General features: G+C 57.1%; 12 protein-coding genes. 4 read left to right on the top strand and 8 right to left on the bottom strand.

Features of this window, described 5'->3' with window-relative positions; translation table 11 throughout:
- Nucleotides 1-108 precede the first annotated feature (108 nt).
- On the top strand, nucleotides 109-2,001 hold the full coding sequence (locus tag ACHUE7_RS02835) for a PhoX family protein (RefSeq protein WP_394168635.1): 1,893 nt from the start codon (nucleotides 109-111) through the stop codon (nucleotides 1,999-2,001).
- 30 nt (nucleotides 2,002-2,031) lie between these two features.
- On the opposite strand, the gene ACHUE7_RS02830 is transcribed toward ACHUE7_RS02835, so the two are convergent.
- The 3 genes from ACHUE7_RS02830 to ACHUE7_RS02820 all read right to left on the bottom strand — a co-directional run bounded on the left by ACHUE7_RS02830 (nucleotide 2,032) and on the right by ACHUE7_RS02820 (nucleotide 5,722).
- Nucleotides 2,032-3,993, bottom strand: coding sequence for a metallophosphoesterase family protein (locus tag ACHUE7_RS02830; RefSeq protein WP_394168634.1), 1,962 nt, complete (start codon nucleotides 3,991-3,993; stop codon nucleotides 2,032-2,034).
- A 150-nt stretch (nucleotides 3,994-4,143) separates the two neighbouring features.
- Entirely contained in the window at nucleotides 4,144-4,833 is a 690-nt protein-coding gene (locus ACHUE7_RS02825) for a pirin family protein (RefSeq protein WP_394168633.1), read from the bottom strand.
- A 121-nt stretch (nucleotides 4,834-4,954) separates the two neighbouring features.
- The gene (locus tag ACHUE7_RS02820; protein WP_394168632.1) at nucleotides 4,955-5,722 is read right to left on the bottom strand and encodes an EAL domain-containing protein; all 768 of its coding nucleotides are present in this window, start codon (nucleotides 5,720-5,722) and stop codon (nucleotides 4,955-4,957) included.
- 351 nt (nucleotides 5,723-6,073) lie between these two features.
- Here ACHUE7_RS02820 and ACHUE7_RS02815 point away from each other — a divergent pair, with 351 nt between their 5' ends.
- The gene (locus tag ACHUE7_RS02815) at nucleotides 6,074-7,744 is read left to right on the top strand and encodes a methyl-accepting chemotaxis protein (RefSeq protein WP_394168631.1); all 1,671 of its coding nucleotides are present in this window, start codon (nucleotides 6,074-6,076) and stop codon (nucleotides 7,742-7,744) included.
- Here the strand turns inward: ACHUE7_RS02815 and ACHUE7_RS02810 are convergent.
- Nucleotides 7,731-8,426, bottom strand: coding sequence for an alpha/beta hydrolase (locus ACHUE7_RS02810; protein ID WP_394168630.1), 696 nt, complete (start codon nucleotides 8,424-8,426; stop codon nucleotides 7,731-7,733). The two genes, ACHUE7_RS02815 and ACHUE7_RS02810, sit on opposite strands and share 14 nt — an antisense overlap.
- A 242-nt stretch (nucleotides 8,427-8,668) precedes the next feature.
- On the opposite strand from ACHUE7_RS02810, the gene ACHUE7_RS02805 reads away from it, so the two are divergent.
- Together ACHUE7_RS02805 and ACHUE7_RS02800 are read left to right on the top strand one after the other, a co-directional pair.
- Nucleotides 8,669-9,430 carry a dienelactone hydrolase family protein gene (locus ACHUE7_RS02805; RefSeq protein ID WP_394168629.1) on the top strand — a complete coding sequence of 254 codons (762 nt, stop codon included), beginning with the start codon at nucleotides 8,669-8,671 and terminating at the stop codon, nucleotides 9,428-9,430.
- A 157-nt stretch (nucleotides 9,431-9,587) separates the two neighbouring features.
- Nucleotides 9,588-10,547, top strand: a complete 960-nt coding sequence (locus ACHUE7_RS02800; protein ID WP_394168628.1) for a Ppx/GppA phosphatase family protein — start codon at nucleotides 9,588-9,590, stop codon at nucleotides 10,545-10,547.
- 161 nt (nucleotides 10,548-10,708) lie between these two features.
- Here ACHUE7_RS02800 and ahpF read toward each other — a convergent pair whose 3' ends face one another.
- From ahpF to ACHUE7_RS02780, 4 genes are all read right to left on the bottom strand, one after another.
- Nucleotides 10,709-12,301, bottom strand: coding sequence for an alkyl hydroperoxide reductase subunit F (gene ahpF, locus ACHUE7_RS02795; protein WP_394168627.1), 1,593 nt, complete (start codon nucleotides 12,299-12,301; stop codon nucleotides 10,709-10,711).
- Nucleotides 12,302-12,415: 114 nt separating this feature from the next.
- The gene (gene ahpC, locus ACHUE7_RS02790) at nucleotides 12,416-12,982 is read right to left on the bottom strand and encodes an alkyl hydroperoxide reductase subunit C (protein WP_127556810.1); all 567 of its coding nucleotides are present in this window, start codon (nucleotides 12,980-12,982) and stop codon (nucleotides 12,416-12,418) included.
- A gap of 251 nt (nucleotides 12,983-13,233) precedes the next feature.
- Nucleotides 13,234-15,399 carry an EAL domain-containing protein gene (locus tag ACHUE7_RS02785; protein ID WP_394168626.1) on the bottom strand — a complete coding sequence of 722 codons (2,166 nt, stop codon included), beginning with the start codon at nucleotides 15,397-15,399 and terminating at the stop codon, nucleotides 13,234-13,236.
- 1 nt (nucleotide 15,400) lies between these two features.
- Nucleotides 15,401-18,565, bottom strand: coding sequence for an EAL domain-containing protein (locus ACHUE7_RS02780; protein WP_394168625.1), 3,165 nt, complete (start codon nucleotides 18,563-18,565; stop codon nucleotides 15,401-15,403).
- Nucleotides 18,566-18,657 lie beyond the last annotated feature (92 nt).

Raw genomic sequence — 18,657 nt, 5'->3', positions numbered from 1 at the left:
ATCGCTATCAAACTGACATCCCGTCGTCACGCCTCTGTCACGTCGGTTGGCAAAACTGTCACACGATTTCCGTGCAGACCAACCGACCTGACAATAAGGACCTGACCAATGTCTAACCACATCCCCGATGCCAGCCTGGAACCTGATTACAACGAAAACCCCGTTGAATTCGATCGGCTAATCAGCAAAGCCATTTCACGCCGCAGCCTGATCAAGATCGGCTCGGCTGCCGGTGCGGCGACCTTCCTCGGTGGCACGTCCAGCCTGGCCATGGCCTTCAGCCAGGCCACCACCCTGATGAGCTTCAACAACATTCCCGCCAACACGGCTGACACCATTACGCTGCCTGCTGGCTACAGCTACGATGTGCTGATGTCCTGGGGTGACCCGGTGCTGCCCGGTGCACCCAACTTCGCGCGTAACAACGACGCCGATGCCCAGGCAGGCCAGTTTGGCGACAACACCGACGGCATGGAAATGTTTCATCTGAATTACGCCGACGGCAGCGTCAATCCAGACCGGGCTATCCTTGCAGTCAACAACGAATACTATAACGACGAATTCATCTTCGAGCATGGTGAAGCCGCCAAAACCCTGGCCGACGTGCGCAAAGGCATCGCCGCGCACGGTGTCACGCTGGTGGAAATGGAGCGCAAACCTAACGGTCAGTGGGTTTACCTGAAAGACGCTCCCATGAACCGCCGGCTGCACGGTTACGCGGCCTTCGAACTGACCGGTCCGGTCGCCGGTTCCGAGTACGTTAAAACCTCAACCGACCCAAGCGGTCGTCGCGTGCTGGGTACCTTTAACAACTGCGGCTCCGGTCGCACGCCATGGGGTACCTACCTCACATGCGAAGAAAACTTCAACGGCTATTTTGGTGCACCGGAAGGCACTGAATTGAGCGACGCCCAACGCCGCTACGGCCTGAGTGAAAGTGGTTTCGGTTATAACTGGTGGCCGTATGAAGAACGCTTTAATCTGGCCAAGGAACCGAACGAAGCAAACCGCTTTGGCTGGGTTGTCGAAATTGATCCGTACAATCCGGACGCACGCCCGAAGAAACGCACCGCCCTCGGCCGTTTCAAACATGAAAATGCTGCCATGACCATCAACCGGGACGGCCGTGCCGTGGTGTATTCGGGTGACGACGAACGCGGTGAGTTTCTGTACAAGTTTGTCTCGCGCGATGCCTACCGACCCAATGACCGTGCCCACAACCTGACCCTGCTGGAACAGGGCACGCTCTATGTCGCCAAATTCCACGATGGGGGGGCCGGTGAATGGATCGAGCTCAGTTACGGCCAGAACGGCCTGAACCAGGCAAACGGTTTTGAAAACGAAGCCGATATTCTGGTGCGGGCCCGCGACGCAGCGAGCTTTGTCGGCGCGACCACCATGGACCGCCCGGAATGGGTTGCCTGCCACCCCTCCTCACCCATGGTCTTCTGCGCCCTGACCAACAACACCCGGCGCGGCACCACCGACCAGCAACCGGTCGGTGGCCCGAACCCGCGTGCCGAAAACCAGTACGGACAGATCGTGCGCTGGATGCCGGAAAACCGCGATCACGCATCACGCCGCTTTGGCTGGGACCTGTACGCCGTTGCCGGCAACCCGGTGGTTAAAACCGGCGCCTATGCCGGCAGTGAGAACATCACCGCCGACAACATGTTCAACAGCCCTGACGGCCTGGTGTTCGACCGCTTCGGCCGCCTTTGGATTCAGACCGACGGCAACTATTCGAACGAAGGCGACTTCGCCGGCCAGGGCAACAACCAAATGCTCTGTGCCGACCCGGTCACCGGCCACATTCGTCGCTTCCTGGTTGGCCCACAGGGCTGCGAAGTCACGGGGCTGACCTTCTCGGATGACCATCGCACCATGCTGGTCGGCATTCAGCACCCCGCCGGTCAGTGGCCCAACGCAGCACGTGACGGCGTTCCCCGGTCGTCCGTGATTGCGGTTCGTCGCAACGACGGTGGCGTTATCGGCGCCTAACCGGCCCTGCGCAACAGCCGGGTCAGTGCCTTACCGGCCTGACCCGGCTATTTCCCCACCCTGCTCAGGCTCCCTGAACAGGGTTTCATTGCCTTTCGCATCGAAAATCGATGCCTGCACAATGGCACCCGCCTCATCGATCAGCACCCGCCCCAGCGAACTGCCGTTTACCAGATTCTGGATCGGGTCTGCATTCGGGTACCGGGTATCGATCGACATGCCACGCCGCTTGGTAAACGCATTCAGCGGAGAGTAGCGTCCATACAACCAGGCGTTGGCCCTGTCGAAGCGGTGCAACAGGGTGGTGGGAAAGCCATTTTTCAGGCCACTGCTCGTGACCTGCTGAATATGCGGACTGCTCTTGCTGTGACGAATGCGAATGTCGTACACAAAGGAGTAATGCACATCGCCACTGAGAATGCCGAAATGTACTGGTGTTTTAGCGTGTCGAAAAATATTGAGCATCACATGAGCTGCACCCGGGTGCGCCATCCAGTTTTCAGCATCAACGGTTAATGCCCGCCCAAAAAATGTAAACACGCGCTGCATCGCCTCAATCAGCTTCACACCAAACACCGGAGCCGCCGATACCATCAGCACCGATGGTTGATGGATGAGTTGTTGTTGCAATTCGGTCAGGGCTTCCCAGTCCATCAACCCGGAAGGTCTGTCCGGGTCCGACTCCGAACGCCAACGCTGAGTTCGCGTATCCAGAACAATCAACGGCGGGTGGGTGGGCACCTGGTAATGCCAGTGTTCCCAGTCGAGCAACTGGTCAATCATCCGCTCGTGTTGCTCCGGGTTATAGCCCCGGGCTTTGGCTTCCATTACCGGCTTGATCTGTTCACGAATCAGCGACGTCAATTGGTCGGGGTCGTTGCCCCATGCCTGGCAGAGAGAGTACCCAACCAGCGCATTGCCAATAATGCGTCGTGAAAATGGATGACCGTAGGCAGCGGTTTCCCAGCCCCGGGTGAGGTTCCAGTCGTCGGTAATGTCGTGATCATCAAAGATCATGTAACAGGGAAGATGCGCCAACGCGCGCTGGACCCGCGGCAGGTCGGCGACGAAGCCGGCAATAATGCCCGCTTCGCGATCATACTGTTCCTGAAAGTCCGGCGACATGCTGGCCGGTGATGACCGATCAATCAGTGGCCAGAGCCGGTCCGACCAGACCAGGCAATACATGGCCAGCACTTCCGACAAGCCCACCAGATGGTTCTTGGCCGCTACCGAGGTAAAAATAGGCTTGCGCGCTCCGGAAATAAAGCGTTTGTACAGGGCGCGGTTTTCTTCCGTCTTGGGCAGCAGCGCTTCACGGCGATAGTAAGAAAAGTCAGAGGATTGCAGCGTTTCGCTGTCGTTAATCTCGGCACCCTGCCAGCGTTCCGGCCAAAGACCCAGCAGCTCACTGGTGGCGTGAATGGCGCACAGCATCGGGCCAGCCACATCATCGGCATACACCTGATCGCCGGTCATCAGCAACACATCGGGACGTTGAGCGTCGGCATTGACGAACGCGTTCGCCAACCGGTCGTCCAGTTGAGCCAGGGCATCGTCGCCATCGTAATGCGGTTTCCGGCAGGAGCCGTGCAGTACTTCGCTCAGTGTCTTTTTCAGCCGTAGTTGCGGGCGAGACTGGTTGGGATACAGCAGCGAAGGGGCCAGTTGCATCAGGCGTTGGGTGTGACCGTTCTCAGTGACTACCCAGTCGTACTCGATGAACTCACCGTTGCTTTGCGGCTCATCAAACCGGGCGTCAATCAGCACCACCCAGGCACGCGTGCCGATCCGGACGGTTTCGGCCACGTCGGCCAGGTCAGTGTCCAGCAAAACGGCCTGATCCCTGCTCCGGATCACTTCAAACCGCCCGGCTGGCTCCCTGGTGACGACCATCCAGAGCACACACCGCTCCAGCGTTAGGCGCCGAACCACGGGCCCGGCAACCAACAAGGGGACTGTGACGGACGCTGCTCCGGAAGTATTAGTCAACACCTGTCCTTTGTTGAATGCTTTGAGGTACCTGCCAGCCTTTGTTGAATGCTTTGAGGTACCTGCCAGCCTTTGTTGAATGCTTTGAGGTACCTGCCAGCCTACCCCGTGCTGACGCAGGCCTCCAGACCAGCGCTCGTAAACTCTGCGTCAGGGTAAATCAAACACCAGCGCTTCGGCACTTGAATCCCCGGTCAGCGTTATTGATCGGTCATTGAGGGCAATGCCATCACCCGGATTCAGGGTATGTCCCGCCACCTGAATCTGCCCACTGACACTGTGGACATAGAGCTGCTGCCCCTCAGGCACCAGCGTCCAGTCTGCGCTACCAGAATCGCTACTGCCCAGGTAACGCCACAACCGGGCGTCCGAATGCACGTGCATTGCGCCAGGCTCCCCGGGGTGCAAAATGGCGGTGCCACCGGGACGACGGGCAAAGGCCCGCTGGTCATAGCGGGGCGTTACCTGCATGGCATTGGGCAGCAGCCAGATCTGCAGAAAATGCAGAGGCTCGGTGTCTGATGCATTGTATTCGCTGTGCATCACCCCGGTACCGGCACTCATGATCTGAAAATCGCCCGCCGGAATGCGCTTGATGTTGCCCATGCTGTCGCGGTGTTCAATTTCACCTTCAAGCACGTACGACAGTATTTCCATATCGCGATGACCATGAGCACCAAAGCCGGCGCCCGGATCAACCCGGTCGTCATTGATAACGCGCAGCACCGATACACCCATGTGGTTCGGGTCGTAATAATTGCCAAAGGAAAAGGAGTGGTGGCTGTCGAGCCAGCCAAATTGGGCGCGACCGCGTTCGGTCGCAGGTCTGACGTAGGTCATGGGGGAATCTCCTCACTGTTTGGCACAGACTAAGTCAGATTCACCCGTGCAGATAGCGAGGGTTTCTGCAGTGACTGCTCAAAAAAACTGAACGGCCACGGCTCCCCGGGCCAGGCCGCAGTTACAGCCCGTGCCAGTCAACTTCGGGCAGGGTTTCAAAACCCGGTTTGGCAAACCAGTACCCTTGAAACAGATCGACGCCCAGGTTCTGCAGAAAGGCAAACTCGCCCTCGCACTCAATACCCTCAGCCAGAGGCCGGCAGCCGATATCACGCAGCATTTGCACGGTAGACCGTACGATGATCTGGCGGGTTCTATCCTGATCGATACCGCGAATGAGCGCCATATCGAGTTTCACGATGTCCGGCTGAACCTTGGCCAGCAAATTCAGCCCGGAATAACCGGAACCGAAATCGTCGAGCGCGGTCAGAAAACCCTGTTTCTGGTAGTAATCGAGGATCGAGACCAGATGATCCTGATCATCAACCCGTTCCACTTCGGTAATCTCGAACATGATGCGTTCTATCGGAAATTGCGCTTCGTTTGCAGCATTCAGGGTGGTGCGAATGCACAGCTCGGGCCGGTAAACGGCATTGGGTAAAAAGTTAATGCTGAGCATGCCTTGCAATTGCAGCCTGGCCGCCAGCGTGATGGCTTTCACCCGGCAGGCCTGATCGAAGCGGTAGCGATTGGTGTCATCAACCTTACTGATGATGCTGTAGGCCGACTCGCCCTTCAAGCCCCGTACCAGGGCTTCATAACCGTACAATTCGCGCCGGGAAACATCCACCAGCGGCTGGAACGCCATACTGAAATCAAATCCCAACAGGTTGCCATCGCGGCAGGCCTGACAACTCAGTGTTTGAAAATCAACGGGCTGTTCTGTCATTGTCTAACTTTCCGGTCATTTGTCTAAAGAGTCAGGTTAGCAGTCCGACCCCATTCGGTGAAATGCTTTTACAGTGACCCTGCGCCGAATGAAAGAAAAGAGGTGCAATGCACCTGACAACGCACCGTTTCAGTGCTTTAATTTGAGAAACAGTAGACATTTGGTGACTGCAGCGAAGTAGAGCCTGGCACAAATTTCGCTTAGCGATTCAGTAATGACCAGCGTCGACTCGCTCAGAGTTTCATCAAGATTACGCTGGCACAGCCGATACACCACCCAATACCGGGTTGTTGCCATCAAGGAGGAGGCAATCACCACTCAGCAAACGCCCCAGGGCCAAAGGCATCGCAGATGATCAAACTTTCGCTTACTTACAAAATCAGCCTACTGGTCAGTGCGCTTATTTTGGCACTGATACTGCTCGCCGGGCTCTTTGTCACCAGCTTCAGCGGCATTATTGCCAACAGCCAGACCGACGCCCAGTTGCGACGCCTGGAAAGCCAACTGGTTGAAAACTGGCAAACCCTCAACCGACAATATACAGAAACGTCAGACCTTGGACCGCGCTATTTCGCCGATGCCATCCCACTGGCCGAGCTGGAAGCATCGGTGCAAGCCGCACAAGCGACTCAAAACCGCCTGCTCGGCGCGACGGAAAACCTCGACCCGGCGCTGATTGAAAGCTGGAACAAGGTACTGGTCCCCATCACCGACCTGCCCCTCGAAGACCTGATGAACACCCTGAAAGAACACCAGACAGCGCTGGCAGCGGCCTTCAACGACGCGGCCGAGGTGTGGATTACCAAAGGCGGCTTCAATGTAAGGCGCGCAGCGGAAACGGCACTGGAAGAGCGCACCCAGCCCGTAGAGGAAAGTATTGGTTTGTTCACCGAGCACTACAACATCCTGGTGAGCACCCGATCCAACGATTTGATCGAATCGCAGCAAAGCACCGTGCAAAACCTGGTCATTGGCTTGACGCTGATCATTCTGCTGGCCGTTGCCGTGGCGTTTTTCGTGCTGCGCAAACTCAAGCGCGACCTGCATTCGGTGGTCGATATTACCCGCCAACTCGCCAGCGGCGACCTGACCGGCGTTATCGATGCCCGCGAACAGGGCGATGAAGTCGATGAGGTAAAACTGGCTGTTAGCCAGATGAACACCAAACTCAACGAGATTTTCACCTCGGTGGTGGAGCTTTCCGAACACCTGGGCACGTCGGCCGGCAGCATTATGGAAGACACCGAAGCCCGCTTTAAAGACGCGGAAAACCAGCAGGAGAAAATGCAGCATCTGGCCCATGCCATTGGTGAACTGCAAACCGCCTCGCAGCAGGTTTCCGAAGCGGCGGTCGAATCGCTTAACGTGTCCGAAAGTGCCAACGAAGCCGCCGCCCAGGGCAACGACACCGTGACCGAGACCATTACCGCCATTCAAAAACTGGCCGGTGACATCGAACAATCGGTGGAGGTGATCAAAAAACTCGACGGCCAGGCAGAAAACATCACCACCATTATTACCTCGATTCAAGCCATTGCCGAGCAGACCAACCTGCTCGCGCTTAATGCTGCCATCGAAGCCGCCCGCGCCGGTGAACAGGGCCGCGGCTTTGCCGTCGTCGCCGACGAAGTGCGCCAACTCGCGCACCGTACCCAGCAGTCGACCGAGGAAATTCAGCAAACACTGGAAGAGCTGCGCCAGGGTACCCAGGCAGCCGTGAGCGTCATCAATGACAGCCACGACCAGTCAATCGCGTCGGTCGACAAGGTCAGCGAGGCCGGTGAGGCCATTCAGCGCTTTGTCGTCGCCGTCGAAAAAATTCGCGACTGGACACTGCAAACCTCGGCCGCCGCCGAGGAGCAAAACGTTACCCTCAGCACCCTGTCTGACACCGTCAACGACGTGAACCAGATCACCGAAGACAACACCCGCCGCGCTCAGGTATCGGTCGGTTCAACCGAATCGCTGAATCAGCTGAGCAAGGATCTGCTGCACTCGGTCTCCTACTTTAAGCTGAAGTAACGCCCAATACTTTCTGCAACCAGGCCGAGATCGTTTTGATCTCGGCTGCATTCACGCTGTGCTCCATTGGGTAGGTCTGGTATTCGGGCGAATACCCGTTTTCGGTCAGCGCCATGACAGCCTGGCGACCCAGCACCTCGGGCACAACCGGATCCATCACCCCGTGACACACCAGAATGGGCAATGCCTGATTTGCCACTGACCGTTTGACGGTCTTTTGCGTCGCGAAATAGGTCGATAGCGCCATCAGACCGCCCAGAGGCTCGGCGTGCCGCAGAGCACATTCGTAGGCCACGGCTCCGCCCTGGGAAAACCCCGCCACGATGATGCGCCGGCTGTCGATGCCGCGACTGCGTTCACGCTCAATAAACGCATCGATTGCCGAGGCAGAGGCTTCCAGCAGTGGCGTATCGACCTTACGGTCGATCGACATTTCCAGAATGTCGTACCAGGCGGGCATCACAAAGCCGCCGTTGATCGTCACCGGAATTTGCGGTGCATGCGGAAAGATAAACCGCACCGACATGGATGCCGGCAACTGCAACTCCGGAACGATGGGTTCGAAATCGTGACCGTCGGCTCCCAGGCCGTGCAACCAGATAACGGTCGCATCGGGCTGATCGCCCGTTTCTACTTCCAGTGCCGGTAACAGCTTGGTTGCCTGTTCTGGTGAAGATGCCATCTCACTGAGCCTCAATCGATTAATCATGTAGGTACGGAGTATACCGGCTTGTCTCACGCCTCGCAGTGCCCCCGGGCATTCCTGTACTACCCTGAGTGCGACCTGACCGCCCGAATCGGTCCAGTATGGCAGCCTGGCCGTAGGTATTACCGCTCGGCCCGACGGTCTTAGCCTGGCAGTGCGCCAGTACCGGGCCGGTCACTCTTCACGCTTCAGTAACCACAACAAAGAGAGGACGCGATATGAAACTGCACCACAGTCTCGCCACCCTGGTGGGTACGACCCTGTTTGCGCTGTCGGCCCAGGCCGAGGTGATGGGCCAGGCCCATACCTACAGCGTCGATGGCATGGAATTCGAAGGCTATGTGGCTCACAACAGCAATCTGGATGAATCTCTTGGCACCGTGCTGATCATTCACGACTGGGATGGCGTAACCGACTACGAAAAACGCCGGGCCGAAATGCTCGCCGCTCAGGGTTACACCGCCTTTGCCATCGATGTATACGGCGCTGGCCGCAACCCGACCTCGATGGAAGAAAACCAGCAACGCTCGGGCGAAATGTATGCAGACCGGGCAGAATTCCAAAAACGCCTGCAGGGCGCACTGGCAGAGGCCGAGTGGATTCCCGGTGCCACTGACGACATCGTGGTCATCGGCTATTGCTTCGGCGGTGCCGGCGTTCTGGAACTGGCGCGCACCGGAGCGGAAACCGAAGGCTTTGTCTCGTTTCACGGCGGTCTTAACCTGCCCGATGGCCAGAACTACAGCCAGGTTGCTGCCCCGGTGATGGTACAGCACGGTTCGGCCGACCCGGTGTCGGGCATGGCCGATGTCGCAGCCCTGCTCGACAATCTGCAGGCCGCAGGCATTGAGCATTCTGCTCAGATTCACGGCGGTGCACGCCATTCCTTTACGGTATTTGGCAGTGGCGATTACGATCTGAACGCCGATCGGGCTTCCTGGGAAGCGCTGCAGGATTTTCTCGCTGCCCGTCTGGATTGAACCCGACTATCGAACCAAACGCCTGCCTCCCGGCAGGTGTTCGAACGCCCTGCTGGTTTTGCTGAACACCCCGCCTGACTGAACTTTTCATTGCCAGAGTGTCAATCTGGCGAGATACCCGCTATATTTCCATAATAATAAAAACCCCAGTTGTCCCATGAACGCACCCGCACTCTATGCCGCGGTAGACCTCGGCTCGAACAGCTTCCATCTGGTGATCATGAAATCGGATGGACACTCGCTGCAATCGGTGGATTGCAAACGCCAGCTGGTGCGCCTCGCTGCGGGCGTCGACATCAGCACCGGCCGTCTCAACCGGGATACCAAAACCCGCGCCTTACGCTGCCTGACTCAATTCAGCAATACCCTCAAAAACCTGCCCGACGTTCAGGTCACTGCCGTTGGCACCAGTGCCTTTCGCCACCTCAGTGGCGACGCCCAGTTCATTAAGCGGGCCGAGTCGGCCCTTGGCCAACCCATTCGGATTCTCAGCGGCGAAGACGAGGCTCACTACATTTACCGGGGCGTCTCTCAGGGCCAGCCAGAGCAGGACCGTCGTTTCGTGCTGGACATTGGCGGTGGCAGTACTGAATTGATCGTCGGCCATGGCAGAAAGCCTGAAGTGGTGGCAAGCCTGGAGCTCGGCTGCGTCACTCTGACTTCCCGTTTTCTGGATCACGACCGGCTCGACCCCAAACATCTGGCAGCCTGCGAGGCCTATGTCGATGAACAGATCGCAGCCATCAAACCCCGCTTCGAGGGACACGACTGGACCGATGTGATGGGGTCTTCCGGCAGCATCAAAGCGGTGAGCTGGGCACTGAGCAATCTCGGGCTGACCCGCGATGGCAGCATCAGCCGGGCACAACTCGATCGGCTGTACCCGGTGCTGACACAGGCCGACAGCCAACAGCAATTATCACAATTACTCGAGCTGAACCCGCGTCGAATTGCGGTCTTCGCCGCCGGCTATATAATTCTGCACCGGGTATTCCATGCCTTCGATATCGACAGCATGCGGCTGTCGTTCAAAGCCATTCGCGAAGGGCTGATCGACGAGATGATTCGCGATGAACTGATGACCCAGCCCATCATTTCATCCGAATCGCAGACCTAAAAAACCCGCCTCGGCGGGTTTTTAAATTCAATTTCCGGTGTTTAACTAGGCCTTGGTGCCAGGAGTCCGTGTCAGGCACCGGGCATACCCTACAGAAGCACCCCAGGTAGCCGGCGCGGACCACTGCCACCCAACCCAGCCCAAACTCCGAAGTTTGTGGCTTAGGCTGGTTCCGCCACCTCAACCTTTTCTTCGACCGTCGCAGCTGGCACATCCGAGCGAATCAGGTGATCGAAAGCACTCAGGGCAGCGGTAGCACCGGCACCCATTGAGATCACAATCTGCTTATACGGCACTGTCGTCGCATCGCCGGCGGCGAAGACGCCGGGCATTGAGGTTTCACCGCGCGCGTCAATTTCAATTTCACCGAAGCGGGTCAGCGCAAGGTCGCTGTCTTTGAGCCATTCTGTGTTAGGGACCAGGCCAATCTGAACAAAGACGCCGGCCAGTTCGACAGAATGAGACTTGCCGCTCTCCCGGTCGGTATATTTCAGGGAGGTGACGGTCTTGCCATTGCCTACGACTTCAGTGGTCTGAGCATTGGTGATGATGTCGATGTTGCTCATCGAACGCGCCTTGCGTTGCAGCACGTCATCGGCACGCAGGGTGTCAGCGAATTCCAGCACCGTGACGTGGCTGACGATACCCGCCAGATCAATCGCCGCTTCGATACCGGAGTTTCCGCCGCCAATGACGGCAACGTGTTTGCCCTTGTAGAAAGGGCCGTCGCAATGGGGGCAATAAGCCACGCCCTTGTTGCGGTATTCGGCTTCGCCCGGCACACCCAGTTCGCGCCAGCGCGCACCCGGGGCCAGAATTACCGAGCGGCTCGACAGGGTGGCGCCGCTTTCCAGTGCCAGTTGTAACTGGCCACCGCGTTTTAGTTCGGCGGCACGCTGCCCGGTGATCAGGTCAACGCCGTATTCTTTCACGTGCTGCTCAAGACCGGCGGTCAGTTTCGGACCTTCGGTGTAAGGCACTGAAATGAAGTTCTCGATGCCCACGGTATCCATGACCTGGCCGCCAAACTTCTCAGCCACCAGCCCGGTGCGGATGCCCTTGCGCGCGGCATAAATCGCGGCGGCTGCGCCCGCCGGGCCACCGCCAACAATCAGCACATCGTAGGGGTCGCGCTCGTTCAGTGCTTCGGCCTGGCGCTCGGCGGCGCCGGTGTCGAGCTTGGCGACGATGTCGGTCAGTGTCATCCGACCCTGGCCGAAGTGCTCGCCGTTCAGATAGACAGAAGGCACGGCCATGATCTGGCGTTGGTCGACTTCGTCCTGAAACAGGGCACCGTCGATCATTTCGTGGGTGATGTTCGGGTTCAGAGTCGCCATCAGGTTCAGGGCCTGAACCACATCTGGGCAGTTCTGGCACGACAGCGATATATAGGTTTCAAAATGGAACTCACCGGTCAGTGCACGCACCTGGTCGAGCACCTCTGGGTCGGCTTTCGACGGGTGACCGCCGGCTTGCAACAAGGCGAGCACCAGGGAGGTAAATTCGTGACCCATGGGAATGCCGGCAAAGCTCACCCGGGGGGTTTCGCCCGCCGGCGCAATGGCCATGCTCGGCGTTCGCTGGCCCGTGAACTGGCCGCGGCTGATGTTGCCTGAAAGATCAATGATCTCTGTGGCCAGGGCGTCCAGTTCTTTGGATTTGGCAGTATCATCGGTGGACACACTGACTTCGATTGGGGTCACAATCTTTTGCAGGTAGGTGTCCAATTGCTGTTTTAACGTGGCGTCCAACATCGGTGTGTCCTGTGTGTTTGGAAAAGCGGAAAACGGGGCGGGTACGCGATAGAAAAAGGGGCGAACCCGCCCCCTAATGAAGGTCGATCTGGTTATTCAGCCAAGAGGCTGTGCTTAGATCTTGCCTACCAGGTCCAGTGACGGAGCCAGAGTTTCTTCGCCTTCTTTCCACTTGGCCGGGCATACTTCGCCAGGGTGGGCAGCGATGTATTGAGCTGCTTTGATCTTGCGCAGCAGTTCGTTGGCGTCGCGGCCAATGCCGCCGTCGGTGATCTCAACCACACGGATGATGCCTTCCGGGTCGATTACGAACGTAGCACGATCGGCAATGCCGTCTTCTTCGATCATGACGTTCAGGCTGCGCGTCAGCTTGCCTGTCGGATCCGCAATCATCGGGTACTGGATCTTGTTGATGGTTTCTGACGAATCGTGCCAGGCTTTGTGAGTGAAGTGTGTGTCGGTAGACACTGAGTAGACTTCTACGCCGCGCTTCTGAAACTCGTCGTAGTTGTCGGCCAGGTCGCCCAGTTCAGTCGGGCATACAAAGGTGAAGTCGGCCGGGTAGAAGAACAGTACCGCCCACTTGCCTTTCAGCGTCGCTTCGGTGACTTCAACGAATTCACCGTTGTGAAATGCCTGGGCGGTAAACGGGGCCAATTCGGAATTGATGTAACGTGCCATGTGTCAAGACTCCCTAGTCTGTGGATGTAACGGTTAGAAACATTTCGGCGATGCGCCGACTACGGAATCAATACTATGAGTAGCCTGGTAACAATTAAACACCCCTGTGCCAATCATGCTGATAGCTATAGGCAATGGCTTTTTAAAAAGTGATTAGTTTTGATGCAAAACGGACGTGATGCGCCCTATTGGGGCGGCCAGAAGGCAGAAAACAGGGCAGCGTCGGTGTTGGCTGAACGATGAGGGCGTGGTTAGCTGGCTTGGGTGGTAGCGGCCGTCATTTCCTGGTCGGCACTGGCCATCAGCGATTGCAAATTGGCTTTGATGCCGGGAAGCATCGCCGCCCGCCCAATACGGACATCCAGCGTCAGCGGCGGCTCGAACTCGGCTTCAATCTGTGCAACCGAATGCTGTAACCGCTCTGCAAGGTGGTTGAGTACGTTCTCTTCACTGTCGAGTATCAACAGCGCAAATTCATCGTCACTGTAACGACCGAGCAGATCGGAATGTCGAAACGTCTGTGTCAGCAGCTCGGCGAACCGCACGCGCAAGCGGTCACTCCGGTGCTCCGGCTGGCTTGCCAGGCTGCTAAGCCCATAGAGCCGAAACACCATCAGCGACACCCCGGTTTCAAGCTGGCTGGCCAGGTCGAGGAACGGCACTGCTCGTTGTTCAAAGGCTGACCGGCTAAACAGACCGGTCAGTGAGTCCAGCGCTGTCTCGGGTGGGACAGCAATTTCCAGCTCTACCATATGCCCCAGCGTTTGCAGCACGTCTCGCTGAACGGTTGCCAGGCTGCGAGGCTCCGTATCGAGCACACAGAGCGTACCCAGACGACTGCCATCGGGGGCGCGCACCGGGTAGCCGGCATAGAACCGGAGATGGTCCGGGCCAGTGACGGCCTTGAGGTCTCTTAACCGCATGTCCTGAGTGGCGTCTTCCACCATCATGATCTGACTGTCCAGTATGGCGTGTGTGCAAAACGATTCACTGCGCTGGGTCTCCCGCCCCGCCAGACCCAGGCTCGACTTAAACCACTGACGATCCCGGTCGATCAGAGTAACCAGAGCCATGGGTACGTCGAACAGTCGCTGTGCCAGTCGGGTTATCCGGTCGAACCGGGCTTCGGCGGGGGTGTCGAGCAACTGCAGGCTGTGCAGGCTGGCCAAACGTCGCGTCTCATCATCTTGCGCATAGGCCTGCAGCCAGTTTTCCAGGTCGGCCGGGAACAGGGGCCTGGCGAACCAGTAACCCTGCGCCAGATCACAACCCAGTGTCTGCAGGTAGGTCAGCGCTTCTTGCGACTCCACACCTTCAGCAACGGTGAGCATGCCAAGGCTATTGCCCAGTTCAACGATGGAGCGAATAACCTGACGGGACTCTTCAGAACTCACCGAAGAAAATACAAAGGAGCGGTCGATTTTCAGTTCAGTAAAAGGCAGTCGAACCAGTTGAACCATGGAGGAAAAGCCGGTTCCGAAATCATCGATACTCAATTGAAAGCCACGCATTCTTAGCCGGGTGAGGGTCTCCAGTGAGACTACTGGATCATCCATCGCACTGGATTCAGTCAGCTCGAACGTAATCCACTCGGCTTTGAGTTCCAGCTCAATACAGCGCTGATAGAGGCGCTCGAACAGGTCGAAATTGGTCAGTGACAGTACCGAGACATTCAGTGACAAATGCAAATGCTCTGGCAACTGCACCGTCGAGTGCCGGGCTGCATTTCCCAGGTAGCGGGCACGAAAGTCTGCGAACCATGCCAGACCAGTCATGACTACCCAATCGGTCAACGCGTCGATCAGCCCGCAGGCTTCCGACAGCGGAATAAAGCGATCCGGTCCAACCCAGCCAAGCCGCGGATGCTCCCATCGTACCAGCGCCTCAAAACCATTCAGGGTACCGGTCAGACAATCGACCTGTGGCTGGTAGGCCAGGCTTAAGCTATCAGTTGCAATGGCCTGACGCAGTTCGTCGGATGTAGGCCATTGCTGAGTACCGGTTTCAGCCGATGCCGAGCGCCCGGACGTTGCCACCGGCTGCATCAGCAAAGCGCGAAGCTCAGCGGGCGAAAATGGTTTGGCCAATACGCCCGAGATGCTCAGGCCATGTTGCTGGGCGGCACGGCGCGCCGCATCCAGCACCCGGCTGCCGACCCCGCTGGTGATGATAATGCGTGCCTTGCAACCGCGTTCGCCCAGGCGAGCCAGTACCTGTACACCGTCCATGGCGGGCATGATCAGATCGAGAGCGATCACGTCGGGCTGCCAGGCATCCAGCCGTTGAAAGAAGTCATCCGGTTCTGTCGTAAACTGAACCGCGAGACCGGCAAATTCGGCGATGGTCTGAATGGTTCGCCCGGTCAGTACGTCATCTTCCAGCACCAGCAAGCGGCGTTGTCCGGTCGGTTCACTCATTCTATTGCTCCGCTATTTCGGCAAAGGCGTTGGCGACCAGGGCGCGCAGGGCATCATCGTCCCAGGGTTTGGTCAGAAATTTATAAATAGCGCCTTCATTAATGGCTTCGGTCACCGTCTTCAGATCGGTATACCCGGAAATGATCATCCGGATGGTATCCGGGTACAGCTTGCGGACTTGCTTCAGAAACTCCGTGCCGCTCATCACTGGCATCCGCTGGTCTGACAGAATTACATGCACCTTGCTGACAGCCAGCAACTTAAATGCGTCTTCGGCGCTTTCTGCCGTCAGAATCCGGAACCCCTGGCCGCGCAGACAGCGGTTCAGCGATTTCAAGACATAGGGTTCATCATCCACGATCAACAGAGTGGGTTCATCCTGACCGGCTTCCCGATATTCGATAGCCCGGTCTGGCTGACGCAGGAAGTGCAAAAGCGCTTCCAAAGGAATGGCCGGGCTGCGCAAATAACCCTGAAAATCATCGCAATGCTCCCGGCGCAAGAACGCCGCCTGTTCGTCGGTCTCTACCCCCTCGGCAATGACCTTGATGCCGAGGTTCCGGGCAATGGAAATAATGGCGCGAACAATGGAGGCATCGTTCTGGTTGTGAATAATGTCCTGAATAAACGACTGATCTATTTTCAGTTTTTGAATAGGCAGATGCTTCAGATAGCTCAGGCTTGAAAACCCCGTGCCGAAATCATCAATCGACAACCGAAACCCGGCTTTGCGCAAATCATTCAATGTATCAAGCGATTCCAGCGAAGTACCCACCATGACACTTTCAACAATTTCAAGTTCAAAGTCGCTGCACGACAGCCCGGCTGCCTTGACTTTGGATTCCAGCCAACGGCTCAGCCCCGCATCTTTAAACAACACTGGCGACACATTGATTGCAATGGGCTGATGAAAGCCACTGTTGCTTAGTACTTTACGATCCCGGCAGGCTTGCTCCACCACCCATTTGGTAATCGCGCGAATCTGGCCGCTGTGTTCGGCTACCGGAATAAACCGGGCCGGTGAAATGGCGCCCATTGTCTCGTGATGCCAGCGTATCAGCGCTTCAAAGCCAACGACCTGACCTGAAAGCAAGCTGAACTGCGGCTGGTAATACACAGTAAACTCCTGACGATCCAGTGCCGATTGCAGTTCACTGCGCAACCAGACCGACTTGCTGACATCATCGCTCATCTGATCTTCGTACCAGCGGTACCGGTTGTGCCCGGCTTGCTTGGCCTGATACATGGCCATATCGGCCCGCCGGATAAAACCCAAGGCGTCACCCGGGGTACCGTCGCTGAGCGCTATGCCTATGCTGGCCGTCAGGTGAACGCGTTCAGATTTGCCAATATCGAAGGGTTGGGCAACCGACGCCAACAGCGCCTCTGCAATGGTGACCACATCATCTGCCTTGGCCAGGTCGGGCAACAACACGACGAATTCGTCGGCAGAGATTCTGGCCAGGGTATCTCCGGCCCGAATCTGGCTTTTCAGTCGACTGGCAGTCTCAACCAGAATACGGTCACCCAGAACATGCCCGAGTGCATCGTTAATGGGCTTGAAGTCATCGAGATCGATGTAGAGCACAGCCATGGCTCGCTGGTATCGCTGAGCGACGGTTGCCGCCTGGTCGATTCGATCAATCAGCAAGGCGCGGTTGGGCAGATCGGTCAGTACATCGTGACTGGTGTTATAAGCCAGGGTGTGTTCCATCTCCCGTTGTTCGGAGATGTCGTTCTGAACGCCAATAAAGTGAGTGACCTCACCCTGTTCATCCGTCACCGGGGCAATAAACAAATCGTTCCAGAATGGGCTGCCGTCTTTTCGATAATTGCGCACAACGACGTTACAGGCTTGCTGCTTCGACAAGGCGTCTCGAAGTACCGCCAGGCTGGGTTGATCGTTGTCCTCTCGCTGCAGAAACCGGCAATTTCGGCCAATTGATTCTTCTGCGTCATAGCCGGTTATCCGACAAAAAGCCGGGTTAACATAAATTATAGGGAAGTCGTCTCGTCGGGCGTCGGTTATTACTACACCGTTGCTAGAAGACTCCAGACTGCGCTCGAAGAGGCGCAAACGCTCATTGGTGCGGCGTCGTTCGGTGATGTCGCGCATGGTCAGCATGATCATGCGCTGTCCATTCCAGCGAGTATGGGAGCGTAAAACCTCGAACTCGCGCTCGACCCCTTTTTTAACTAGCGTCCAGTCAAAATTATCGTCACCGTCCATGGGCACACTGAGCCGTCCCCATTGGCTGGCTTCCAAGCCCAATAATCGTTCCGCCGCCCTGTTGGCATAGTGAATGGTTGTGGTGTTGTCCAGCACGACAATGGCGTCGCGACTGTCTGACAGCAGTTGCAGCAGCGCACGTTCCGATTCCCGGGCTTCGCGGTCAGCTTGAATTTGAGGGGTCCGATCAGATACCACCAGCAGTTGCGCCGCCCGCCCCTGATAATCCAGCGCGGCTTCAAGCAATTCAACTTCCAGCTCTTCACCAGAACAGGTTCGGTGAGTCCAGACGGTTGCCCGGCGCTTGCCGGTCGTGGCCTGTCGCATTGCAGCAAACACCTCAAAGTCGGTGCTGGGTCTTGCAAACAGCTCCTTGAGGGGTTTCCCGATCAGTGCTGCCCGCTCCTGCTCATAGAGCTGACTCGCAGCGCCATTGGCAGCCAGTATTGTCTGATCAAAACGGTCGTATACCAGGCAAGGTGATGGGTGACTTTCAAAAAGGTGGCGATAGTAATGCTCGCGCCGGGACAGAATGTCGTAGGCGCTTTGTCGTTCAATAGCGTACCGGATAGCCCGGTTCAAACTGTCTCCGGTCAGGTCTTGTTTGACCAGGTAATCCGCCGCGCCTGAGTCAAGCGCATATTGATCGGCCGTGTAATCGCCCTGCCCCGTCAATACCAGAATGGGCATCGCCGGCGCCTGATCCGCGATAAGGTTTACGTAGTCGGTTCCCAGTACATTGCCCAGCCGATAATCAATGAGTACCGCGTCGAAGCGCCGGTCCGACAATTGCATCAACCCATCGTCGATGGAGTTCGCCCAAACAATGTGATACCGCTGATCGATCACATCGCTTAGCAGATCACGAACGATAAGCACATCGTCTTCATCGTCATCGATCATCAGCACCGTTAAACCAATGGCCGACATCATCATTGCGGCCTCAACTCAGTACACGCTGACTGTCGATCAGTGTCGCCCGATACACTGTTTGACTACGTTCGTTCCTTCCAATAAAACAACGCTTG

The sequence above is a fragment of the Saccharospirillum alexandrii genome, from assembly GCF_043641555.1.
Classification (GTDB): Bacteria; Pseudomonadota; Gammaproteobacteria; order Pseudomonadales; family Natronospirillaceae; genus Saccharospirillum; species Saccharospirillum alexandrii_A.
Note: the sequence above shows the minus strand (reverse complement) of the source record. Positions and strands in the feature narration are given on the sequence as shown.

Coding starts and splice junctions, on each gene's coding strand:
- ACHUE7_RS02805 (WP_394168629.1), top strand. CDS start 8,669: ATGAAACTGCACCACAGTCTCGCCACCCTGGTGGGTACGACCCTGTTT.
- ACHUE7_RS02835 (WP_394168635.1), top strand. CDS start 109: ATGTCTAACCACATCCCCGATGCCAGCCTGGAACCTGATTACAACGAA.
- ACHUE7_RS02825 (WP_394168633.1), bottom strand. CDS start 4,833: ATGACCTACGTCAGACCTGCGACCGAACGCGGTCGCGCCCAATTTGGC.
- ACHUE7_RS02780 (WP_394168625.1), bottom strand. CDS start 18,565: ATGATGATGTCGGCCATTGGTTTAACGGTGCTGATGATCGATGACGAT.
- ACHUE7_RS02800 (WP_394168628.1), top strand. CDS start 9,588: ATGAACGCACCCGCACTCTATGCCGCGGTAGACCTCGGCTCGAACAGC.
- ACHUE7_RS02810 (WP_394168630.1), bottom strand. CDS start 8,426: ATGGCATCTTCACCAGAACAGGCAACCAAGCTGTTACCGGCACTGGAA.
- ahpC (WP_127556810.1), bottom strand. CDS start 12,982: ATGGCACGTTACATCAATTCCGAATTGGCCCCGTTTACCGCCCAGGCA.
- ACHUE7_RS02815 (WP_394168631.1), top strand. CDS start 6,074: ATGATCAAACTTTCGCTTACTTACAAAATCAGCCTACTGGTCAGTGCG.
- ACHUE7_RS02820 (WP_394168632.1), bottom strand. CDS start 5,722: ATGACAGAACAGCCCGTTGATTTTCAAACACTGAGTTGTCAGGCCTGC.
- ahpF (WP_394168627.1), bottom strand. CDS start 12,301: ATGTTGGACGCCACGTTAAAACAGCAATTGGACACCTACCTGCAAAAG.
- ACHUE7_RS02785 (WP_394168626.1), bottom strand. CDS start 15,399: ATGAGTGAACCGACCGGACAACGCCGCTTGCTGGTGCTGGAAGATGAC.